At 51.2% G+C, this 22,869-nt stretch carries 22 protein-coding genes; 7 read left to right on the forward strand and 15 right to left on the reverse strand.

Features of this window, described 5'->3' with window-relative positions:
* Positions 1–27: 27 nt before the first annotated feature.
* From DWX62_RS15850 to epsC, 9 genes are all read right to left on the reverse strand, one after another.
* On the reverse strand, positions 28–837 hold the full coding sequence (locus tag DWX62_RS15850; protein ID WP_005830985.1) for a metal ABC transporter ATP-binding protein: 810 nt from the start codon (positions 835–837) through the stop codon (positions 28–30).
* 34 nt (positions 838–871) lie between these two features.
* Positions 872–1,774, reverse strand: a complete 903-nt coding sequence (locus DWX62_RS15855) for a zinc ABC transporter substrate-binding protein (protein ID WP_005830983.1) — start codon at positions 1,772–1,774, stop codon at positions 872–874.
* A 77-nt stretch (positions 1,775–1,851) separates the two neighbouring features.
* Entirely contained in the window at positions 1,852–2,532 is a 681-nt protein-coding gene (gene mnmD, locus DWX62_RS15860; RefSeq protein ID WP_005830981.1) for a tRNA (5-methylaminomethyl-2-thiouridine)(34)-methyltransferase MnmD, read from the reverse strand.
* 162 nt (positions 2,533–2,694) lie between these two features.
* Positions 2,695–3,174, reverse strand: coding sequence for a YqaA family protein (locus DWX62_RS15865; protein ID WP_005830979.1), 480 nt, complete (start codon positions 3,172–3,174; stop codon positions 2,695–2,697).
* On the reverse strand, positions 3,159–4,154 hold the full coding sequence (locus DWX62_RS15870) for a hypothetical protein (protein ID WP_005830973.1): 996 nt from the start codon (positions 4,152–4,154) through the stop codon (positions 3,159–3,161). Before DWX62_RS15870 ends, DWX62_RS15865 begins: the two co-directional genes overlap by 16 nt.
* Complete coding sequence (gene purD, locus DWX62_RS15875; protein ID WP_057256569.1) at positions 4,155–5,429, reverse strand: phosphoribosylamine--glycine ligase; 1,275 nt, start codon at positions 5,427–5,429, stop codon at positions 4,155–4,157. It lies immediately after the preceding gene.
* Positions 5,430–5,603: 174 nt separating this feature from the next.
* Entirely contained in the window at positions 5,604–7,829 is a 2,226-nt protein-coding gene (locus DWX62_RS15880; RefSeq protein WP_057256568.1) for a DPP IV N-terminal domain-containing protein, read from the reverse strand.
* A 20-nt stretch (positions 7,830–7,849) separates the two neighbouring features.
* Positions 7,850–9,349 (reverse strand): THUMP domain-containing protein, encoded by a 1,500-nt coding sequence (locus DWX62_RS15885; protein WP_005834267.1) that lies wholly within the window; start codon positions 9,347–9,349, stop codon positions 7,850–7,852.
* A gap of 139 nt (positions 9,350–9,488) precedes the next feature.
* On the reverse strand, positions 9,489–10,388 hold the full coding sequence (gene epsC / locus DWX62_RS15890) for a serine O-acetyltransferase EpsC (protein ID WP_005830965.1): 900 nt from the start codon (positions 10,386–10,388) through the stop codon (positions 9,489–9,491).
* 219 nt (positions 10,389–10,607) lie between these two features.
* Here epsC and cysK point away from each other — a divergent pair, with 219 nt between their 5' ends.
* On the forward strand, positions 10,608–11,555 hold the full coding sequence (gene cysK / locus DWX62_RS15895; protein WP_120173008.1) for a cysteine synthase A: 948 nt from the start codon (positions 10,608–10,610) through the stop codon (positions 11,553–11,555).
* Positions 11,556–11,618: 63 nt separating this feature from the next.
* Here the strand turns inward: cysK and DWX62_RS15900 are convergent, their stop codons facing one another.
* Positions 11,619–12,095, reverse strand: a complete 477-nt coding sequence (locus DWX62_RS15900) for a pyridoxamine 5'-phosphate oxidase family protein (RefSeq protein ID WP_005830961.1) — start codon at positions 12,093–12,095, stop codon at positions 11,619–11,621.
* Positions 12,096–12,254: 159 nt separating this feature from the next.
* Complete coding sequence (rnr, locus tag DWX62_RS15905) at positions 12,255–14,399, reverse strand: ribonuclease R (protein WP_005830959.1); 2,145 nt, start codon at positions 14,397–14,399, stop codon at positions 12,255–12,257.
* A 226-nt stretch (positions 14,400–14,625) separates the two neighbouring features.
* On the opposite strand from rnr, the gene DWX62_RS15910 reads away from it, so the two are divergent.
* The 3 genes from DWX62_RS15910 (at position 14,626) to DWX62_RS15920 (ending at position 17,589) form a co-directional block, all read left to right on the forward strand.
* Complete coding sequence (locus DWX62_RS15910) at positions 14,626–15,564, forward strand: cation diffusion facilitator family transporter (protein ID WP_034523299.1); 939 nt, start codon at positions 14,626–14,628, stop codon at positions 15,562–15,564.
* Positions 15,565–15,625: 61 nt separating this feature from the next.
* Entirely contained in the window at positions 15,626–16,633 is a 1,008-nt protein-coding gene (locus DWX62_RS15915) for an NAD(P)-dependent oxidoreductase (protein ID WP_005830955.1), read from the forward strand.
* The gene (locus tag DWX62_RS15920; protein ID WP_005830954.1) at positions 16,624–17,589 is read left to right on the forward strand and encodes a phosphatase PAP2 family protein; all 966 of its coding nucleotides are present in this window, start codon (positions 16,624–16,626) and stop codon (positions 17,587–17,589) included. Before DWX62_RS15915 ends, DWX62_RS15920 begins: the two co-directional genes overlap by 10 nt.
* Here the strand turns inward: DWX62_RS15920 and DWX62_RS22505 are convergent.
* The 3 genes from DWX62_RS22505 to dusB all read right to left on the reverse strand — a co-directional run bounded on the left by DWX62_RS22505 (position 17,586) and on the right by dusB (position 19,050).
* The gene (locus DWX62_RS22505) at positions 17,586–17,711 is read right to left on the reverse strand and encodes a hypothetical protein (RefSeq protein ID WP_005834280.1); all 126 of its coding nucleotides are present in this window, start codon (positions 17,709–17,711) and stop codon (positions 17,586–17,588) included. The genes DWX62_RS15920 and DWX62_RS22505 overlap by 4 nt on opposite strands.
* Positions 17,712–17,721: 10 nt before the next feature.
* The gene (locus tag DWX62_RS15925; RefSeq protein ID WP_055288301.1) at positions 17,722–17,967 is read right to left on the reverse strand and encodes a hypothetical protein; all 246 of its coding nucleotides are present in this window, start codon (positions 17,965–17,967) and stop codon (positions 17,722–17,724) included.
* A gap of 102 nt (positions 17,968–18,069) precedes the next feature.
* Positions 18,070–19,050 (reverse strand): tRNA dihydrouridine synthase DusB, encoded by a 981-nt coding sequence (gene dusB / locus DWX62_RS15930; protein WP_005834282.1) that lies wholly within the window; start codon positions 19,048–19,050, stop codon positions 18,070–18,072.
* A gap of 69 nt (positions 19,051–19,119) precedes the next feature.
* Between dusB and DWX62_RS15935 the strand changes: the two genes are divergently transcribed.
* The 3 genes from DWX62_RS15935 to dprA are packed head-to-tail and all read left to right on the forward strand — an operon-like array spanning position 19,120 to position 21,990.
* Entirely contained in the window at positions 19,120–20,412 is a 1,293-nt protein-coding gene (locus DWX62_RS15935; protein WP_005830944.1) for a peptidase U32 family protein, read from the forward strand.
* Between the two features lie 31 nt (positions 20,413–20,443).
* Positions 20,444–20,860, forward strand: coding sequence for an acyl-CoA thioesterase (locus tag DWX62_RS15940; RefSeq protein ID WP_005834284.1), 417 nt, complete (start codon positions 20,444–20,446; stop codon positions 20,858–20,860).
* Positions 20,861–20,871: 11 nt separating this feature from the next.
* A complete protein-coding gene (dprA, locus tag DWX62_RS15945; protein ID WP_120173009.1) occupies positions 20,872–21,990 on the forward strand; it encodes a DNA-processing protein DprA in 1,119 nt (372 codons plus the stop codon).
* Positions 21,991–22,009: 19 nt separating this feature from the next.
* On the opposite strand, the gene DWX62_RS15950 is transcribed toward dprA, so the two are convergent.
* Positions 22,010–22,813: a glycerophosphodiester phosphodiesterase family protein gene (locus tag DWX62_RS15950; RefSeq protein WP_008662450.1), complete on the reverse strand. Its 804-nt coding sequence runs from the start codon at positions 22,811–22,813 to the stop codon at positions 22,010–22,012.
* Positions 22,814–22,869 lie beyond the last annotated feature (56 nt).

The following is a 22,869-nucleotide window of genomic DNA, read 5'->3' on the forward strand; positions in this document are numbered from 1 at the left end:
CAATGGGTCGGCCTCCTTTGCTTCCAGTCATCCGTGAGAATGCTTGTGTTCTTTCAATATCCTGTGCGGCAGTGTCCCGTGCCCCAGCAACTCTATCGGGCAGTTGAAGTTGCGTTCCAGCCATTCTTCCGTAACGCCGGTATCGGGATGGTAGTCCAGGGTTTCGTTGACGCAGGCAATGGACTTGACTTGCTGCAACACCGTGCCGATGTCGTGGCTGACGAGAATAATGGCGCAATCCTTGTTTATCTCTGCCAGCAGTTCGTAGAGGCGGGCTTCGAAACGCTTGTCGATGTATGTGCTGGGTTCGTCGAGAATCACCACCTGCGGGTCGGAGATGATGGCACGGCCCAGGAGGGCACGTTGCAACTGTCCGCCGCTCAAAGCGCCGATGGCACGCTGCTCCATGCCTTCCAGCCCCATGCGGGCTATCACGGCAGAGGCTTTCTCGCGGTGTCGGGCGGTGAAGCGTGAAGCCAGCGGCTTCTTGCTGCTGAGTCCTGAAAGGATGACCTCCTCTACGGTGATGGGAAATTTCCGGTCGATGCTGCTGTACTGGGGCAAGTAACCCATGGATAATTGACAATTGACAGTTGATAATTGACAATTGGCAATTTCGGAGGGGGATGGAGGGCAGGAGTGATATAGAATCTCCCCGGTAGTGGGTTTCAGCAGTCCCAGTATACATTTGATAAGGGTAGTCTTTCCACCACCGTTGGGACCGATGATACCCAGAAAATCACGTTCGTAGATAGTCAGGTTTATATCATGCAGTACGGTCCGGTTATCGTATCCGGCGCTGAGGTTCTTTATCTCTATAATGGGGGATGCAGGCATAGCTTCTTCTTCGTTAAATGGACAGAATCATCGTTTACTCTTTTACAAGCGCTCTGGCCGTATTCATCATCTCCTCCTCCCAGTCGTATGAGAGGGGATTGATAGCCACTACCCGGGTTCCGGTCTGCTGGGCGATAAGGTCGGCATTGCGGCGGTCGAATTCCGGCTGTACAAAGATGATGCGTACCTTCTCCTTCTTGCAGGAGTTTATCAGGCTCTTCAGATGGGCGGGGGAGGGCTCCTTTCCACCTGCCTCGATAGGAATCTGGTTCAGGTTGTAGTCGCGGGCAAAGTAGGAAAGTGCCGGATGATAAATCATGAAGGCACGGTCGGCATTCGGGCTGGAAAGCATCTGGCAGATGAGGCTGTCTGTATGCTCTATCTGCCGGATGAGTACGTTGTAACGTTCCATGTAGACGCTTTCATTGGCTTTGTCTATGGCGCAGAGTGCATTCAGAATGTTTCCGGCAATGATTTGGGCGTTGATGGTGGAATTCCAGATGTGGGGTTCCACACCACCGGCGTGCGTATGGCCTTCGTGTACATGCCCGTCTTTATGATGATGTGCATGGGTATCGTCCAGAATGAGTTCCACATTCTCGGACATATCGAAGAATTGCAGGTGGGGAGCATTGTCCGTCAGTTTTTCCGTCCATGTCTGCTCGAAACCGATGTAGCCGATGCGGAAATAGGCCTTGCTTTGGGCAAGGTCGACAAGCTGCTGGGGCGTGGGGTCGTAGGTTTCCGGACTTGAACCTTTGGGCACCATGCTGACGACGGTGAATTCATCGCCGGCAATGGCTTCGGTGAAATACCGCAGCGGCTCGATGGTGACGGTAATCACGGGTTTATCGTCATTCTTCTTGTTCTGTTGGCCTCCTTGCTTGCACGAGAAGAGCAAGGTGGCTATGAGGAGTAAAAAACAAAACTTTTTCATTTACAATTTACTATTTACAATTTACAATTTGGCTGCGCTGTGGCAGGGGGCATCAACTATTCATTATCAACTATTCCTTATCCATTTATCACTTCCTCTTTCCTTCCCCTCAGTATCTCCCGTTTCCCTCCGGGGGGACCTGGGAGACGCTCTACCTTGAATCCTACGGCTTGCAGCATGCGGCGTACTACTCCTTTGGCGCAGTAGGTGGTCAGCACGCCATCAGTGCTCATGGCGGCATGGATATTCCGGAAGACTTTTTCCTCCCACATTCCCGGTTGCTTTTCGGGTGCAAAGGCATCGAAGTAGACAACATCGAACGGAGATTTATTAATCATTAACAAACTGTCAATGCTTATTGTTTCGACATCTGCCCGCACTTTTCTCAGTGTGAAATAAGGAGTTATGGCAACTTCTTCTTCCCACGCAGCCCGATGCAGTTCCTCGAACAGAGGATTGTCGCTATATTTTAGCGCATCCACCTCCGGCCATGCAAGCGGATAGAGTTCGATACCGGTATAGTGCACAGGTCTCTTTTCCTTTTCGGCAGTTTCCAGTGTAAGCAGGGCATTCAGTCCGGTGCCGAAACCGATTTCAAGGATATGCGGGCGGGCAGTAGCGGATGCTTTCAGTCCCATGTCGATGAAGATGTGCTGTGATTCTGTACGTGCCCCCTTTACCGAATGATAATGTTCATTCAGTTCCGGTACAAACAGTGTCGCACTTCCGTCTTCCGTCTTCTCTATGATTCGTTGCATCACTTCTGCTTTTGTTGAATGTTTTTATTTAGTTTAATTCTCTGTGATTCAGCGTGTTGTTGCGCCTATATATCCAGCGTGCTGCATCTATACATCCAGCACGTTGCATCTATACATCCAACGCGTTGTATCTATACATCTATTGCTCAAACTCACTACATGTCAATAATTCATCATCGAAATGGCTCCTTGCAGTGCCCACAGCATAGCTATGTAGCGCACCAGCTTCCCTGCAAACATGGAAGTGGTGGTCAGCATCAGATTACTGCGCATGAAGCCCAGTGCAATGGCTATGGCCTCTCCCACAAAAGGCAGAAAGGCGAAGAAAGCCATCAGTGCCCCTTTCCCTTGGAGGAAATGCTGCATCCGTTCTATCTTTTCCCTTTTTACCTTGAAATATTTCTCAATCCAGTCTATACGTCCCAGACGTCCCATGTAGTAGCACGTCATGCCTCCCAGCGTATTTCCCAAGGTGGCGGAGAGTACGCACAGTGCCGGGCTTAGACCGACCTTGACCAGTGCTACCATCACTATCTCGGAACTGAACGGAATGATGCTTCCTGCCAATAGGGCAGAGATGAACAGACCGACATATCCCCAGTCAATCAGCAGCTGTACGAGTGTATCTACAAAAGCGTCCATATGTTGAATCCTAATAGAATGAATAATCCGATAAATGCACAAATGAAGAATATATTGGAACTGCGGCTATTTGTCAGTACAAACAAGTGTCCCGCCAGGATGCTGACACCGATGAGCAGGAAGGACATCAGGTGGACACTCAATACCGGTTGCAGTCCGATATAGACAAAGATGCAGAAATTCAGCAGGATGAGGAAGTGTAGATAGCTTCGGGTGCGTATCTTGTCTTCATAGCCGGCAATGAGACAGTGTGCCGCGCTGACGATGAACAGAACAAGGAGATACCCGAGGGTGGCGAGTTCCCACGGCTGATAGTCGAACCGGGTGGGAGCGAAGGTCACCAGCTCGCGGAAGGGCTGGCAGAAGAGTTCCATTTGCCCGTAGTAGAGGGCGTGTCCCAGCAACAGCCAGTAGGGTACGCTCCATCCTACCAAGGAAGCGAAGAAACTTTTGGGTTGGAGAGACTGGAAGTTGTAGGCACCTATCCAGAAGATGGGGGCAAACAGCATGAGCTGCGGAAAAAGCAGGCTGCCCAGTCCGATGAAGACAAAGGCGTGGAAGAGACTGCCTGTGGGCCGTGCCTGCTGGTAGCTCTTGAAGAGGAAAAACAGTGCCACCAGGAAGGAGGCGGCTGCCAAGTCTCCCGCATACAGCATGTGCAGGCTGGGGCAGACGGATATCAGCAGGAAGTAGACAGAAGTCTGTACCGATGCCCGCATCCGGATGATGGCGAACGTATTGTTGAGCTGTATTAGGAAGTACCCGATGACGGCATACAGAATAAAGCTGAAGAGACGGTTTGCCCAGGTGGGGATGCAGAAGTCGCAGAATGTTTCCCAAAGGGAATATCCGCTTTGCTGTGTCTCCGTCTCGGGCAACAGAACAGCGGTCAGTATCCAGCAGGATACTGAAATCAGGATAGCGGTGGGTAGTGTGAACCGCCCTGCCGTTATCCGGTTCTGGAATCTCTTCGTTCTCATTTATAAGTCAAATCCGATGTCGCGACGGAAATATTTCTTCTCGAAGTTTATCATGTCGGCCACGCGGTAGCTCTTCTGCAAGGCTTCTTCCTTTGTTTCACCATAGGAGCAGACGGCGATGACACGGCCACCGGCAGTTACGGTCTGTCCGTCTTTGGTGGCTGTTCCGGCATGGAAGAGGATGCTGTCCGTTTCGGCAGCCTTCTCGAATCCGGTCATCACCTTGCCCTTTTCGTAGGCTTCCGGATATCCTCCGCTTACCAGCATGACGCAAGCGGCTGTGCGTGAGTCGAATTCCAGTGTACGCTGGTCGAGGTCGCCCTGGGCAACGCCTTCGAGTAGGTCTACCAGGTCGCTCTTGATACGCAGCATTACACTTTCGGTTTCGGGGTCGCCCATGCGGACGTTGTATTCAATTACCATCGGTTCGCCCTTCACGTTGATAAGTCCCAGGAAGATGAAGCCTTGGTAGCCGATTTCTTCTTCCAGCAGACCGTTTACGGTAGGTTCGATGATGCGGGTGCGTACTTTTTCCATAAATGTTTCGTCGGCAAAAGGTACGGGAGTAACGCTGCCCATACCGCCGGTGTTGAGGCCTTTGTCGCCTTCGCCGATACGCTTGTAATCTTTGGCTACGGGCAATACCTTATAGTGGCGGCCGTCTGTCATCACGAATACGGAGCATTCGATGCCGCTGAGGAACTCTTCAATGACTACCGTGGCGCTGGCATCGCCGAACATGCCGCCCAGCATTTCCTTCAGCTCTTTCTGAGCTTCTTCCAGTGTGGGGAGAATCAGCACGCCCTTGCCTGCACACAGTCCGTCGGCCTTCAGTACGTAAGGCGCTTCGAGGGAAGCGAGGAAGTCGAGTCCCTCCTGCAAGTTGTCGGCGGTGATGCTCTTGTAGCGGGCAGTGGGGATGTTGTGGCGCATCATGAAGCCTTTGGCAAATTCCTTGCTACCTTCCAGTGTGGCACCTTTGGCGGTGGGGCCGATGATGTCGATATGGCAGGTGGCAGGGTCTTCCTTGAAGCTGTCGAAGATGCCTTGTACCAACGGGTCTTCGGGACCCACAACAATCATGTCGATTTCTTTCTCAAGGGCAAAGGCCTTGAGTGCGGGAAAGTCTGTCGCCTTCAGGTTCACATTCTCGCCTGCTTCGCTTGTACCTGCATTGCCGGGCGCAATATATAGTTTCTCTACTTTCGGGCTTTGGGCAATCTTCCATGCCAGAGCGTGTTCGCGGCCACCGGAGCCTAATAATAATACTTTCATGGGTTCATTTACAATTTACAATGTACAATTTGTCTGTGCTGTGGGGCATCAGGTAAGTTGTACAGATTGTTATACTTAATGATTTATTCTCTCTTTTATTCTCTTCTTTCTTCTACCATCTACTCCCTATTTGCACGCCCGCACTGCATAGCAAATTGTACGGTACATTGTACATTAAAGATATTCTTCAAAATATCTTGTTATCTTCTCGTGCAGATGCACACGGTCGCGTCCCAGGACGTTGTGCTTGTGCGTGGGATAGATAAACAAATCGGGATAGGTACGGGCATCCACGCACGCCTTCATGAATGAAAGGGTGTGCTGCGGCACGCAGGTGTCGTCGTGGTCGTCGTGTATGATGAGCAGATGTCCTTTCAAGTTACCGGCAAGGTTTTTCAGATTTGTCTGCTTGTAGCCTTCCGGGTTCGCTTGCGGAGTGTCCATATAGCGCTCACCGTACATTATCTCGTAGTATCCCCAGTCGATAACCGGTCCGCCGGCAACGCCTACCTTGAAAATTTCGGGATAGCGCAGCATCAGCGCCGTAGTCATGTGTCCTCCGAAGCTCCAGCCGTGCACGCCGATACGCTCTCCGTCCACATAAGGCTGGCTTTTCAGGAATTCTACGCCCTTCACCTGGTCTTTGCCCTCTTCGATGCCCAGCTGGCGGAAGGTGGCGTTTTCAAACTCCAGTCCACGGTTGCTGCTGCCACGGTTGTCGAGGCTGAACATGATGTAGCCTTTGTTTGCCATGTAGATGTCCCAGCCGCGGGCATCGTTCATCCAGCCGTTCGTTATCATCTGGGCGTGCGGGCCGCCGTATACGTAGACGATGGCGGGATACTTCTTTGCCGGGTCGAAGTCGGTAGGCTTTATCAGGCGGTAGTATAAGTCTGTCTTGCCGTCGGCGGCTTTGATGGTGCCTACTTCTATGCTGGGCATTTCAAAGCCTTCGTAGGGGTTCTTGGCTGTCAGCAGTGTGTGTTCCCGTTGTTTTTTCGGGTTGGTGGACATCAGTTTTATGATACGGGGGCAAGTGGGCGAAGAGGCATTGTCGATGAGGTAAGTTCCCATGAAACCGGAGATTTGTGCCGAGTGCATGCCGGTTGGGTCTCCTATCAAGCTGCGTTTGCCATTCTTCAGGTTGACAGCGTAAAGGTTGCTCTGCAAAGGAGAGATTTCCGTACTCTTGATGATGAGCTCTTTCGTGTTCCGGTTAAAACCTACGATGTCTTGTACAAGCCAGGGGCCGGAGGTGAGTTGCTTCAGCAGTTCCCCTTCCGTATTGTATAGGTATAGATGGTTGAAGCCGTCACGCTGGCTTTGATAGATGAACTTGTGGCTGTCCCATGGCAGGAATAGAATGGGAGATTGCGGCTCCACATATTTGGGATGTCTCTCTTCGATGAGCACTTGTTGCAGCTTTCCGCTTTCAGCATCGTACCGGCACAGTTTGGAGTGGTTTTGGTCTCGGTTTAGCTCTATCAGATAGAGGCTTTTGCCATCCGGTGCCCAGGTGATGTTGGTGAAGTAGCGGTCTTTTGGGTCGCCCATGTCCAGATAGATGGTCTTTTGAGTAGCAGGATTGTAGATACCTACCTTTACCTGATGGCTGAGCATGCCGGCCATGGGGTAGCGTATTTTATCCACCAGTGCTATTCTTGTCGTGATGTCAACCAATGGATAGGGGGTAACCATGCTTTCGTTCATTCGATAGAAAGCCAGCAGGTCCCCGGCAGGATTCCAGAAAGTGCCTTTTGAAATGCCGAATTCATTGCGGTGCACACTTTGACCGCAGACGATGCCTTCCGGTTCGTTGGTGACTTTCAGGGTTTGCCCGTCACCGGTCATCACATAGAGATTATTGCCGATAGTATAAGCCAAATGGCGGCTTACTTCGTTCCAATCCTCATTTTCGGCTTGGGCGGGGCAAGGCTGGCTCCAGATGACTTTTTTCTTCTTCCAGTCGACGAGGGCACGGTACTTGCCGGTGTTCAGCAGTAGGAGTGGGTCTATTTGGACTTGAATACCCAGATTGACGCCTCGGGGTACGTTGACAGCCTTTGCAGCATGAAAGTGACGCAGTTTTCCAAGTCCTTTTTCTTCCAGCAGCGCGTTGGCTTCTTCCAATGTGATGGCAGTGAATTTCTCTCCGGGCTTGGCACCTAATCCTTTGACAGCCCATGTACCTTCTATATTGTCGATGCCAAGTTCCAGACAAGCGGCATCGCCCCACCACTGGTACCACTTGTTTTCGGCAGTATGGTAGGTTTCACCTCCGGGAATAAGGTCTTCCAGGGTCGGCTTTTTCAGTTCTTGTGCCATGACGTTTGTTGTAAACAGAGCAGGCACTGCCATCAGCAGTGCAAGAATGCTCTTACTTATTTTCTTTGCATTCATTCTCCTTGTCATTGTTCGTGTTATTCTTCTTCCTTCTTTCCCGCCTCTCTTCTTTTTCTTTCCGGGTAAGATTCACCTGACCTTGTTCTGCGTTCTCCACCGAATTCGCGTCTTTCCCTCGGTCTGAACTCCCGTTTTTCCCCGTCTTTGAACTCTCTTCTTTCACGCGGACGGAATTCGCGCTTTTCGCTGTCCTTGAATTCTCTTGGTCTGCGTTCACCGTTGAATTCGCGTCTTTCGCCACCGAATTCACGTCTCTCTCCGCTGAATCGGGGACGGAATTCGCGTCTTTCTCCGGGTTTGAACTCTTTCCTTTCTCCTGAAGCCGGACGAAATTCTTTGCGCTCCTTGCTCAACTCCTCGCCTTCGGCACGAAATTCCTTGTACTTTCCATCGAAGATTTCGTACTGGCGGAATTCGCATTCCAGCGCACCATTGAATAAAGGTATCTTGGAGGTGGCTTTTAGCCCGATTTGGTCGAAGCACTCTTCCCGGTAAGAAAGAATCCATGCGGTGTTGCCCGTAAAGGCATGTTTCAGACGCTCGCCAATCATGGAGTAAAGGCCCAGCAGGTCGTTGGTAGAGATACGCTCACCGTAGGGAGGATTGGTGATGATGATGGATTTCTCCGCAGGTTGCTCGAATTGCTGGAAAGGTTGCAGCTTCAATACCACGTCCTTGCTTACGCCGGCAGCCTTTATATTGTGTGTGGCAATTTCGTTTGCCTTCGGGCTGTTGTCGTAACCGTATATCTTATGCGTAAATTCACGTTCCTGGCTGTCGTCATTGTATATCGTGTCGAACAGCTCCTGGTCAAAATCCACCCACTTCTCGAAAGCGAACTCCTTGCGGAATACGCCCGGAGCGATGTTGCGTGCAATCAGCGCCGCTTCGATGGGAATGGTTCCCGAACCACACATCGGGTCTATCAGGTCGCATTCGCCACGCCAGCCGGTCATCAATATCATGCCGGCGGCCAGCACCTCATTCAGCGGGGCCTCTACTGCTTCCTGGCGATAACCGCGGCGGTGCAGCGATTCGCCGCTGGAGTCGAGAGACAGCGTACATTTGGTCTCGGCAATGTGTATGTTCAGCAGCACGTCCGGTTTGTTGACACGCACGCCGGGACGTTCGCCGGTCTTCTCGCGGAAATAGTCCACGATGGCATCCTTCACCTTGTAGGAAACGAACTTGGAATGACGGAACTCTTCACTGAATACAACCGCGTCCACGGCAAAGGTCTTGTCCGTATCCAGATAGTCTTCCCATCGGATGGCTTTAATCTGTTCGTAAACCTCGTCGGCATCTTTGGCTGTGAAGTGTTTGATGGGTTTCAGTATCCGGATGGCTGTACGCAGGCAGAAGTTTGCCTTGTACATCATTTCCTTATCACCACTGAAAGATACCATGCGGCGGCCTATTTCTATTTCGTTGGCGCCCAGTGCAGTCAGCTCTTGTGCCAGTACCTCTTCCAGTCCTTGGAAGGTTTTGGCAATCATTTCAAAAGATTGTTCGCTCATCTATGCATTTACTTTATGTGAATCGGCAATCTGGGTAGTTGTCACTCGTTTCTCTCATTAGTGGCTGATAACCATTTAACTACTTGAACTGCTGATTTGAGTTATTTACGATTTTAATTGTTTATTGGTTGTTTGTGACTTACTTCTTGGCCTTTGTCTGTACAATCCTTGCTCCTGCGGGAACATCTTCTGTCACCCAGATATTGCCGCCTACGGTGGCTCCTTGTCCGATGGTGATGCGTCCCAATATGGTGGCGTTGGAATAGACTATCACATTGTCTTCCAGAATGGGATGGCGGGGAATACCCTTGATGGGCTTGCCGTCTTCGTCTAGCGGGAAGCTCTTGGCACCGAGGGTCACACCCTGGTACAGCTTCACGTTGTTGCCGATGATGCAGGTCTCGCCGATTACCACACCCGTACCGTGGTCGATGGTAAAATAACCACCTATTTCCGCTCCTGGATGGATATCGATTCCCGTTTCACTGTGCGCCATCTCGGTGATGATGCGGGGAATGAGGGGAACACCCAACTTGAGCAACTCGTGTGCGATGCGGTAGTTGCTGATGGCGCGGATGGCCGGATAGCAGCTGATGACTTCGCCGAACGACTGTGCGGCGGGGTCACCGTTGTAGGCGGCTTCCACATCTGTGGCGAGTGTACGTCTCATTGCCGGCAGGTTGCTGATGAACTTGGCAGCCAATAAGGCGGCTTCTTCCCGTTGGAGCTCGGTACAACAGTTGCATTCGCCGTCGCCTGCAAAGCAGAGGCCGGCAAGGATTTGCTCGGTCAGCAGGTCGAACAAGCGTTCGACATTGACACCGATATGGTAAGTCACCGTACGGCTGTTGACCGTAGAATTTCCGAAATATCCGGGGAAGATGATGGCTCGCGCCAGTTCGATGATGTCGCGCAGCACTTTTGCCGAAGGCAGCGGGTTGCCGTCCGTATGCTGGTGAAACAGTCCTTTGTATGATTCGCTTTCCGATAGCTCATCGACTGCTTGTGTCAAAATGTGGGTAAAGTTGAGTGGACTCATTATGATATCCTTAAGTTTAAAAGTGGCAACAAAGATAGGAAATACTCGTCAAATATCCTACATATCCCTCATTTATAGTACGTATTTACCATATTTGTGGTATTTTCTACGAACCAATTTTGCGCTACTTTTGTCTTGTAAGAAATAACATACCTCGTTCCACTCCGGATTGTTAGTCTTTTCCCTTAGGGGAATGAGGAATTTAAAAACAGTTGGATTATGAAGAAGATAGCAGAACGCCTTACCGACCTGGTAGGCAACACTCCCTTGCTGGAGTTGAATAATTATAACAAGAATAAGGGTCTGAAAGCCCGTGTTATTGCCAAATTGGAATATTTTAACCCTGCCGGCAGTGTGAAGGACCGCGTGGCGCTTGCCATGATAGAAGATGCCGAGGCAAAAGGGCTGTTGAAGCCCGGCGCCACCCTCATCGAGCCTACCAGTGGCAATACGGGCGTGGGGCTGGCTTTTGTAGCCGCCGCCAAAGGTTACAAGCTGATACTGACGATGCCCGACACAATGAGCTTGGAACGCCGCAACCTCTTGAAAGCCCTCGGTGCGGAATTGGTACTGACTCCGAGTGCCGACGGTATGAAAGGCGCCATAGCCCGTGCCGAAGAACTGAAAGCCGCCAACCCCAGCTCGCTGATTCTACAGCAATTTGACAACCCTGCCAATCCGGCAATGCACGAGCGTACTACCGGACAAGAAATCTGGCGTGATACAGACGGCCGGGTGGATATTTTCGTGGCCGGTGTAGGTACGGGAGGCACAGTGAGTGGTGTGGGTGCAGCCTTGAAAGCCAATAACCCGAAGGTAAAGATTGTGGCTGTGGAGCCCGAAGATTCTCCCGTACTTTCCGGTGGGAAGCCCGGTCCCCATAAAATACAAGGTATCGGTGCCGGATTTGTGCCAAAGAACTATAACAGTGCCGTAATAGACGAAGTTCTGCAGGTATCTAATGATGACGCCATACGTACGGGCCGCGAACTGGCGAAGTATGAGGGATTGCTGGTCGGCATCTCTTCGGGAGCTGCCGTTGCTGCAGCTACCCGCTTGGCACGGTTGCCCGAGAATGAAGGAAAGACGATTGTAGCGCTGCTGCCCGATACGGGAGAACGGTATCTTTCGACGCTGTTGTATGCATTTGAGGAATATCCGTTGTAAAAGTAAATATTTCTGCCGGTTATCCGCTCCATCAATGTGGAGCAGGTGACCGGCAGATGGTATTTATAGTTCGCTTGGTCTTAACCCGAATGACCGGCAGCTTATTTTCTCTACTTTTACTTCCCATATCTTGACATTGCGTACGGCGGGTTCAGCATATTTGCATTCATTTTCCGTATATTGCTTCATCAGCATGTCGAGTACGCGTCGCTTCTCTTCCATGTCTTCCACGAAGTGTACTTTCCCACGACAGATAACACTGCGCGACTTCATGCTGTAGCTGCATGCCACTTGCCGGTGCATATAAACCAGCTCGTGTCCTTCGCAGAAGGTGATGCAAACTTGCGGGTGCTTTGTTACCATCTCCACTTTACTGCCTTCCGGGCCGGAATGCAAGTATATTACCCCGTCTTGATAGGCAAAGTTCATGGGAACCGCATATGGGTTTCCTTCAAGGTCTGTGATGCCCACTATGCAGTATGGGCATTTACGGATAATTTCCTCAATCTGTGTAGGGTCTGTAATAGTAATTGTCTTCATGTGCAAAGCCTCATCCCCGGCCCCTCTCCGAAAGAGAGGGGAGTGGGGATATTTAAATATTGTAGGGTTATTCTTTATTTCACTTCACTCAAGTTTCGCAAGTTTTCAATTCATTGCTCTCCTCTCCCCTCTCTATCGGAGAGGGGAGAGGGGGTGAGGTTACACCAGTGCAAAGTCCAACTGCTTCTTTTCCAAGTTAGCGCGTGCCACCTTAATGGTAATGGCATCTCCCAGACTATAAATTTTATTTTTGCGGCGTCCGCGCAGGCAGTAGTTCTTTTCATCGAATTCGTAATAGTCATCGTCGAGGTCGCGGATGGGAATCATGCCTTCGCACTTGTTCTCATTCAGCTCCACGTAGAGTCCCCATTCCGTTACGCCGGAGATGACACCGTCGAAGGTCTGTCCCAGGCGTTCGGTCATGAATTCTACTTGCTTGTACTTGATGGAGGCGCGTTCCGCGTTGGAGGCTATCTGCTCCATGCTGCTGCTGTGTTCGCAGAGGGCTTCGTATTTCTGTTCGGACACGGTGCGGCCTCCCTGGTCCAAGTACTTGGTGAGCAGACGGTGTACCATCATATCCGGATAGCGGCGGATGGGCGAGGTGAAATGGGTATAGTAATCGAAAGCCAAACCATAGTGCCCCACGTTATGCACGGAGTAGCGTGCCTTCTGCATGGCGCGGATGGAGACGGTTTCAATCAAGTTCTCCTCCTTCTTGCCCTGGATGTCGTCCAGCAGGTGGTTGATGGACTTGGAGATGTCGGTCTTTGTACCGCTGGTACGCAGCTTGTAGCCGAAACGGGCGATGAACTGTGCCAGGTTGTCCAGCTTCTCCGGGTCGGGGAGGTCGTGAATACGGTATGGCAACACTTTGGCTTTCTTGCCTTTGGGCACGCGGCCTATCTTTTCGGCTACGGTGCGGTTGGCAAGCAGCATGAACTCCTCTATCAGCTTGTTGGCATCTTTCGACTCCTTGAAGTAGACGCTGACGGGTTTGCCCTTCTCGTCAATTTCGAACTTCACTTCGTAGCGGTCGAAGTTGATGGCTCCTGCCTTAAAGCGGTTCTCACGCAGTATTTTGGCAAGCTTATCCAGTTGGAGCACCTCTTCCTGGAAGTCTCCTTTGCCGGTTTCTATAATCTCCTGGGCTTCTTCGTAGGTGAAGCGGCGGTCGCTCTTGATGACGGTATGTACCACGCGTGAGTTCTTCACTTCGCCTTTTTCCGTCATTTCAAAGATGACGGAGTAGGCAAGCTTCTCTTCGTCGGGGCGGAGTGAACAGATGAAATTACACAACCGTTCGGGGAGCATTGGGATGGTGCGGTCTACGAGGTAGACGGATGTGGCACGCTTCTCGGCTTCCTTGTCTATGATGCCGCCCTCTTTCACGTAGTGGGTCACGTCGGCAATGTGTACGCCTACTTCCCAAAGTCCCCCTTTCAGTTTGCGGATGGAGAGGGCGTCGTCGAAGTCCTTGGCATCCTTGGGGTCGATGGTGAAGGTGGTCACACCCCGGAAGTCCTCACGTCGGGCTATTTCCTCGGCGGAGATTTCGGCGGGTATCTTGTCGGCAGCTTTCTCTACGGCAGCGGGGTAGACATAGGGCAGGCCGAATTCCGCCAGGATGGCGTGCATCTCGGTGGTATTGTCTCCTGCGCGCCCCAGGATGTCGATTACCTGGCCGATGGGGTTCTTAGCTTTGTCGGGCCATTCCACCACCTTTACGATGGCTTTGTCGCCCGTCTTGCCGCCTTTCAACTTTTCTTTGGGGATGAAAATGTCGTTGGCAAGCGTACGGTTTTCCGTTACAAGGAAAGCGTATGACTTGGCAACTTCCAGGGTACCCACGAAGGTGTCGTTGGCACGTTCCAGTATCTCGATGACTTCTCCTTCGGCTTCGCGTCCGCGACGCTTGGCATAGAAGGCGATACGCACTTTATCATTGTTCATGGCGTGTGCCGAGTTGCGTTCGGCCACGAATATCGGTTCGCCTCCACCTTCCGGTATAAAGGAATTCTTGCCGTTGCTCTTGCGCTGGAAGGTTCCGGTCATTTCCACGCCGTGGTTGTTCAGCTTGTATTTGTGCTTGTCCACTTCTGTGATGTAGTCGTCCATCGACAGTTCGGACAAGATGTCCATGCACAGCATCTTCAGCGGATGTGTGGTGAGGTGGAGTTGTTCAAAGATGTATTTCAGGGATAATACTTCGTCTTGCTTTGTGTGGAAGAATTCCAGCAGTACTTTGACGAGCTCTTTCTTCTTCATGCGTTTGCCGGCTTTCTTTTCTTTCTTTTTGGCCATAATGTTATGATGTATTTTATGTATAAATAGAGATTCTGTGTCAATCTGTGTAATCTGTGGTGATTACCTCTTGCAAAGTAAACAAATAAATACGTTCCTTCGTTCACTCAGACTTCAAAATATTATCATTCTATTGAAAATAATGAAGGAACGACAGATTGTAATGGATTTATGTACTATATTTGCACACAAAGTGAAGATAGGCTGTACCTTAGACGAAAAGCAGATGGAAATGCAAACTCTGAACAAAAAAGCAGATGCCACACGGGAAAAAGACATTTACCGGGTGACGGTTGTGGGAAGTGTGGTAAACTTTCTCTTGCTTGTCTTCAAATTCTTTGCAGGTATTGTAGGTCACAGTGCCGCCATGCTGGCGGATGCGGTACATTCTTTGTCGGATTTCATTACAGATATTATTGTCATTGTTTTTGTGCGCATTTCGGCAAAGCCCGAAGATGAAGGACACGATTACGGTCATGGCAAGTACGAGACGCTGGCAACTGCCATTATCGGTATTTTTCTGTTGTTTGTGGGATTCGGCATTTTCTGGAACGGGGCTTCCTCCATTTACCGCTTCCTGCAAGGCGGCTCTCTGCAGGAACCCGGTATACTGGCACTGGTGGCTGCATTGGTATCCATCGTTTTCAAGGAAGTGCTTTATCAATATACCGTATTCAAGGGCAGGAAGTTGAATTCGCAGGCGGTTGTTGCCAATGCCTGGCATCACCGGAGTGACGCGTTTTCGTCCATAGGCACGGCAGCGGGTATAGGTGGCGCCATTCTTTTGGGTGACCATTGGCGGGTGCTGGACCCGGTGGCAGCGGTTATTGTCAGCTTCTTCATTATGAAGGTGGCTGTGCAGTTGTTGATACCGTGTGTGGACGAACTGTTGGAGAAATCATTGCCTGCCGAGGTGGAGGATGAGATACTGAAGACGATTCTCTCTTTTCCCGGTATCAGCTCGCCGCATCACCTTCGTACGCGCCGCATCGGCAGTTATTGTGCCATCGAGGTGCATGTGCGTATGGATGGCAGCATCTCGCTGGAGGAAGCCCACGAGACGGCAACGGCGGTGGAGAACAAGTTGAAAAGGCAGTTCGGCAAAGGAACACTGGTCAGCATCCATGTGGAGCCGGTGAAGAAGAGTAACGAGGCGACAGAGTAACACAAGGAGCGTCAAGGTGACGGACCGGATGAAAAGTAATTAGTAATTTGTAACTGAAGAAGTGGAATCGATTTTAATTACAGGAGCAAGCGGATTTATCGGAAGTTTCATCGTGGAGGAGGCGTTGAAGCGCAAGTTCGGTGTGTGGGCGGGTGTACGTTCATCCAGCAGCCGCGAGTATCTGCGTGACCGCAAGATACATTTCCTCGAACTGGACTTTGCGCACCCCAATGAACTGAGGGCACAACTCTCGGGACATAAAGGGACCTACAATAAGTTTGATTATATTGTCCATTGTGCCGGTGTGACGAAGTGTGTGGACAAGAACGAATTCGATTTGGTGAATTATCTGCAGACCAAATACTTCATCGATACGCTGAGGGAGCTGAACATGATTCCCAAGCAGTTTATCTTCATCAGTACGCTGAGTGTGTTCGGCCCGGTACGCGAGAGGACCTACGACCCGATTATGGAGAGTGACCCCCCTTCACCCAATACCGCCTACGGACTCAGTAAACTGAAAACAGAACTTTATTTGCAGAGTATTCCGGGTTTCCCCTACGTCATCTACCGGCCGACGGGTGTATACGGGCCGCGTGAGAAGGATTATTATCTTATGGCAAAGTCCATCCGGCAGCATACGGACTTTTCTGTAGGCTTCTGCCGCCAGGACTTGACGTTTGTATATGTAAAGGATATCGTGCAAGCCGTCTTCCTCGGGATAGAGAAGCAGGTGTCCCGCCGCGCCTATTTCCTGGCTGACGGGAAGGTGTATAGCAGCCGTGCTTTTTCCGATTTGATAAGGAAAGAATTGGGCAATCCGTTTGTTATTCGCTTGAGATGTCCGTTAATTGTATTGAAAGTCGTATCTTTGCTCGCTGAATTTTGGGCGAAGCGGCAGAACAAGACCAGTACGCTCAATTCGGACAAGTATAGAATAATGAAACAACGCAACTGGCAGTGTGACATCACACCGGCCGTCGAGGAACTGGGCTTCAGTCCTGAGTACGACCTGGAACGGGGTGTAAAGGAAACCATTGCCTGGTATAAGGATAAGGGATGGCTTTAGATTTATTTAAAAGGGTAGAAACCCGTAAGGGGCTTTTTGCGGTAGAGAAGATTACGCTGATATACAATTTGCTGACTTCCATTCTCATTCTGTTTCTTTTTCAGGAAATGGATCATCCGGTGCAGATGCTTGCAGACCGTGTTGTCATTGCGGGTATGACGTTCCTGCTGATGTATCTTTACCGGCTGGCACCCTGCAAGTTCTCTGCCTTTGTGCGCATAGCCATCCAGATGTCACTGCTTTCCTATTGGTATCCCGACACCTTTGAGTTCAACCGGATATTCCCCAATCTCGACCACGTGTTCGCGTCGGTGGAGCAGTGGATGTTTGGCGGACAGCCTGCTGTATGGTTCTGTGAAAGGTTTCCGCAGATGTGGGTGAGCGAGCCGTTCAATATGGGATACTTCTTCTATTATCCGATGATTCTGCTGGTGGTGGTGTGGTATTTCCTTTATCGTTTCGACCTTTTCGAGAAGGTTTCGTTCGTCATCGTCACCGCTTTCTTCATCTATTACCTTATTTATATCTTCGTCCCCGTTGCCGGGCCGCAGTTCTACTTCCCCGCCATTGGAAGCGACCATGTGGCGCAAGGTATCTTCCCGTCCATCGGTGACTATTTCCATCACCATCAGGAACTTCTTCCCGGTCCGGGCTATGAGCACGGCTTCTTCTACAACCTGGTGGAGAGTTCCCAGCAGGTGGGTGAGCGCCCCACGGCTGCTTTTCCCAGTTCGCACGTCGGAATGTCTACGGTACTGATGATTATGGCATGGCGTGGCAGCAAGCGTCTGTTTGCCTGCTTGTTTCCTTTCTATCTGCTGTTGTGCGGGGCTACGGTCTATATCCAGGCACATTACCTGATAGACTCTATCGTGGGTTTCGTATCGGCTTTCGGCATTTATATCCTGGCCACGTGGATGTTCAAGCGATGGTTTGCGCAGCCGATGTTCCGCTAGTCGGGCACGGTGATTATCTTTCCACTGTCTGTGGGCAATACCAATGTACGCGGATAAACTTCTGCCGGAAGTGAATGCTGGAAGTTTACGATGAGCTGTTTGAGCAGTTTTTTCTTTTTCATAAAGACATATTTATGGGATTCTTTCTTTCTTGGGAAGACGAATATAGGGACTTGTTTCTTTCTGCCAAAGAAACAATGTTTTTTTTCTTGCCTCCTTGTTGGCAAGGTTTTGCCTTCCCATTGGCAAGGCTTTGCCACCGCGTTGGCAAAACTTTGCCATAGGCATGGCAAAAGTTTGCCAAGGGCAAGGCAAGTGGTTGGCAAAATTTCTTGCTGACAGACAGTGAGTTATGCGGATGGCAACAAAGCGTGTCATCTGCGTCTGAATAGCCCCCCTCTCAGAAGCTATTCAAGAAGGGGCGTGAGGATGATTGCTCAAGTATCGGACTCGATGGTAAAAATCGTATGCGGTTTTCTCCTATGGCAGCAACGGTTCTATCTCTTCGAAGATGCGGTACAGTTCCTCCTTCGTCTCTGCCCGCAGCATGGCTATCCGGGTGTCGCGGAAATTGGGAATCCCTTTGAAGAGCGGGCTTGCTGCCAGGTGGCGGCGCACGTGCAGTATGCCCCGTCGTTCATCCAGCAGGTTGACGCTGTCTTCCACTTCCTGGCGGAGTACGTTCAGCCGCCATTCGGAACTCAGCGGAGGGAGTTCTTCGCCCGTCTCCAAATAATGCTTCACTTCCTTAAAGAACCACGGGCGGCCGAAGCTGGCACGGCCTATCATGATGGCGTCCACACCGTAGAGGTCGAAGCATTCTTTGGCCCGTTGGGGAGTGGTGATATCACCGTTGCCGATGATGGGAATGTGCATGCGTGGGTTCTTTTTCACCTCGCCGATAAGTGTCCAGTCCGCCTCGCCGGTATACATCTGGGCGCGGGTACGGCCGTGGATGGTGAGGGCGGCAATGCCGCAGTCCTGCAACTGCTCGGCAAGGTCTACGATGATTTTACTGTTGGCATCCCAGCCCAGGCGGGTCTTCACGGTGACGGGAATCTTCACGGCATCTACCACGGCACGAGTGATTTCCAGCATCAGCGGAATGTTCTGTAGCATACCGGCACCGGCACCCTTGCCGGCAACGCGCTTCACGGGGCAGCCGAAGTTGATGTCCAGCGTGTCCGGATGTGCCTGCTCCACAATGCGGGCGGCTTCTACCATGGTGGCGGTGTCCCGTCCGTATATCTGTATGGCTACGGGCCGCTCTTCATCGCTGATGTTCAGTTTCTGCTGGGTCTTGCCTACGGAGCGTATCAAGGCATCGGCAGAAACGAACTCGGTATATACCATGTCTGCTCCGAAGTGCTTGCACATCAGGCGGAAAGCAGGGTCGGTGACGTCCTCCATCGGGGCGAGGAATACGGGGCGTGGGCCCAGGTCTATATCTTTAATCTTCATAATCTAAGCGGATTTGTCCGCAAAAGTACAGAAAAAAGCCTACCTTTGCATACTCTAATTCAAAAAGAAATGATGAAACACTCAATCAGTGACTTCGAAATCATGGCACCGGTAGGCTCGCGCGAATCTCTCGCAGCAGCCATACAAGCAGGTGCCGACTCCATCTATTTCGGTATCGAGAACCTGAACATGCGTGCCCGTTCGGCAAATACCTTCACTATCGACGATTTGCGGGAAATAGCCCGGACGTGCGACGAACATGGCATGAAGAGCTACCTCACCGTCAATACCATTATATACGACCATGACATTCCGCTGATGCGTACCATTGTAGATGCGGCAAAGGCGGCAGGCATCTCGGCAGTCATTGCCGCTGATGTGGCAGTGATGAGTTATGCCCGGCAGATAGGGCAGGAGGTACACCTCAGCACACAGCTCAACATCAGCAACGTGGAAGCCCTGCGCTTCTATGCGCAGTTTGCCGATGTGGTGGTGCTGGCGCGTGAGTTGAATCTGGAGCAAGTGGCAGAAATCTACCGCCATATCCGTGAGGAGAATATCTGTGGACCCAGCGGAGAGCAGATACGTATAGAGATGTTCTGCCACGGTGCCCTTTGCATGGCAGTCAGCGGAAAGTGTTATCTCTCATTGCATGAGATGAACCACTCTGCCAACCGTGGTGCTTGCATGCAGGTATGCCGCCGTAGTTATACGGTGCGCGACAAGGAGACGGATGTGGAATTGGAGGTGGACAACCAATACATCATGTCCCCCAAAGACTTAAAAACTATCCACTTCATGAACAAGATGCTGGATGCAGGTGTTCGTGTTTTCAAAATAGAAGGACGTGCCCGCGGACCCGAGTACGTGCGCACGGTAGTGGAGTGTTACAAAGAAGCCATCCGTTCCTATCTGGACGATACATTCACCGATGAGAAAATTGCCCGGTGGGACGAACGTTTGAAGACGGTCTTCAATCGTGGTTTCTGGGACGGCTACTACCTGGGACAACGCTTGGGCGAATGGACCAAGAACTACGGCTCTGCCGCTACGGAACGTAAAATCTATGTGGGTAAGGGCATCCGCTACTTCTCAAACATCGGTGTGGCAGAGTTCCTGGTAGAAGCAGCCGAAGTGAGCGTAGGCGACAAGTTGCTGATTACGGGTCCCACAACGGGTGCCGAATTCGTCACTTTGGACGAGGCACGCGTCGATTTGAAACCCGTGCAGACTGTAAAGAAAGGCCAGCATTTCTCGATGAAATCGGTGAAAATACGTCCCAGTGACAAACTCTACAAGCTGGTCAGCGTAGAGGAACTGAAGAAGTTCAAAGGCTTGGATGTGGAGAAACAACGTGGCTAAGTATCAAATAGTAAATAGTCCAATAGTAAATATGAATTATATCTATGAACTTCCCATGAAGGTGCGCGACTATGAATGCGACCTGCAAGGCATCGTCAATAATGCCAATTATCAGCATTATCTGGAGCATACGCGCCATGAGTTTCTGTTGAGTGCCGGCGTCAGCTTTGCCGGACTGCACGAGCAGGGGGTAGACCCGGTAGTGGCACGTATCAATATGGCTTTCAAGACTCCCCTGAGGAGTGGTGACGAGTTTGTCTCCAAACTCTACATGAAGAAGGAGGGTATCAAGTACGTCTTTTACCAAGATATCTTCCGTGCTTCCGACGGCAAAGTCTGTCTCAAAGGCATAGTTGAAACCGTATGTGTGGTGAACGGACGGTTAAGCGATAGCGAACTGTTCGACCGTCTCTTTGCCCCTTATCTCAATCCGTGTGAATCTGTGTAATCTGTGGTGGAATGAACAGTGACGAACGGATTTGCAGCATAGCTCTCACACTTTGCCCCGGTATAGGACATATCGGGGCAAAGCGTTTAATAGAGGGTATGGGCAGTGCTGCCGAAGTATTCAGTCGGCGGAAGGAGCTCCCCGAAATCATGCCCGGTGTGAATCCGGGGGTAGTGACGGCTCTTGATTGTCCCGCTGCCTTTCTGCGTGCCGAGCAGGAGATGGAGTTTGTAGAGAAGAATCGTCTTTCCTGCCTGACGTTGAAGGATGAGGCTTACCCTTCCCGCTTGCGCGAATGTGAGGATGCGCCGATTGTACTTTTCTTTAAAGGAAACACCGATTTCAACCGCCTGCATGTCATCGATATGGTAGGTACACGCCGTGCCACCGATTACGGCAAGCAATTCTGTGCCGACTTCCTGCGCGATTTGGCCGTTCTTTGTCCCGATGTGCTGGTAGTAAGCGGACTGGCTTACGGGATAGATATCCATGCCCATCGGGCCGCTTTGGCAAATCATCTCCCTACCGTTGCTGTCCTTGCTCACGGACTGGACCGCATCTATCCGTATGTCCACCGGAAAACAGCCATCGACATGCTGGCACAAGGTGGACTGCTGACCGAATTCCTTACCGGGACGAATCCGGACAAGCATAACTTTGTTAGCCGTAACCGTATTGTGGCGGGTATGAGTGATGCTACCATTGTGGTGGAGTCTGCCGCAAAGGGAGGTTCCCTTATCACTGCAGAGTTGGCGGAGGGATACCATCGTGACTGTTTTGCCGTTCCGGGACGTGTTACGGACGAATCTTCCATCGGTTGCAACCGGTTGATACGCGACAACAAGGCCGCCCTTATCCAGAGTGCGGAAGAGTTTGTGCAGATTATGGGCTGGGCCGTAGCGGAGCAGCCTGCCCGGACAAAAGGTATTCAGCGTAATCTCTTCCCGGAACTGACGGAAGAGGAGGAGCTCGTTGTGCGCATCCTTATGCGGCAGGGAGACCTCCATATCAATGCGATGGTGGTGGAAGCGGACATACCCGTCAACCGGATGAGTGCCTTGCTTTTTGAATTGGAGATGAAGGGAGTGGTCAAGGCAATGGTGGGTGGTGTCTATCACTTGCTGACTTGAGCGCGGCAGGTCTCTTGCCTTATATGGACGGTTTCCCGTATTTCATGATGAACTTTTCCGGGTGGTCTGTCGCTATGATGTCTACCCCCAGGTCGACTGCCTTCTGGTTCTCTTCCGTCTTGTCGTCCAGCCCCAGGACAAGTGCCAGTACCTGCAGGTTGTGCTCACGGCATTTCTTTACGAATTGCGGGGTAAGGGAGTCAATCCAGACGACAGCGATGTCGGGATGCAGTTCCTTTACGACATGCTCTATGTCCTTTTCACTTTTGATGTAGGCTTGCAGGGTTCTTACCTCGGGTGCCATCTTTCTGAAGCATTTGGCATGATACTCCTTGCTGAAGGTGAAGTTGCAGTTTTCCAGCATGCCTTCGTCCTTTATCAAGTTCAGTAATTGGTGCAGACCGCCGTTGCGGTAGTCGATGGTGATTCTTAAACCGTGCTCTTTGGCCTTGCGTAGCAGGTCGGTAAGGCGTAGTACCCGTTGTCCGGCAAATCGGGGCGCAAACCAAGAGCCGGCATCCAGTGTGTCGATGTCGGTGGACAGCCATTGGGAGATGGCGCCGGTACCGTTGGTGGTACGGTCGAGGGTGGAATCGTGCAGTACGTAGAAGACACTGTCCTTACTGATGCAGACATCGCATTCTATATTGCCTACACCGTATTTGATGCACGAATCTACGGATGCCATTGTGTTTTCGGGAGCGATGGTGGCGGCACCACGGTGTGCGCTGGTCAGGGGTATCTTGGTGGTGGCGGCAGGCCGTTGGGAACATCCTGCGGTAAGTAGGATTATGGAAAGCAATGCGAGTACCGGTTTTTTCATAATGGGCTCAAGTGGTGATGTTTTCTTCTTTAACAGTTATAAAAGCCATCGAAGAT

Origin of the sequence: Bacteroides sp. AF20-13LB (assembly GCF_003603065.1) — a bacterium.
In the GTDB taxonomy this organism is placed as follows: Bacteria; Bacteroidota; Bacteroidia; order Bacteroidales; family Bacteroidaceae; genus Bacteroides; species Bacteroides uniformis.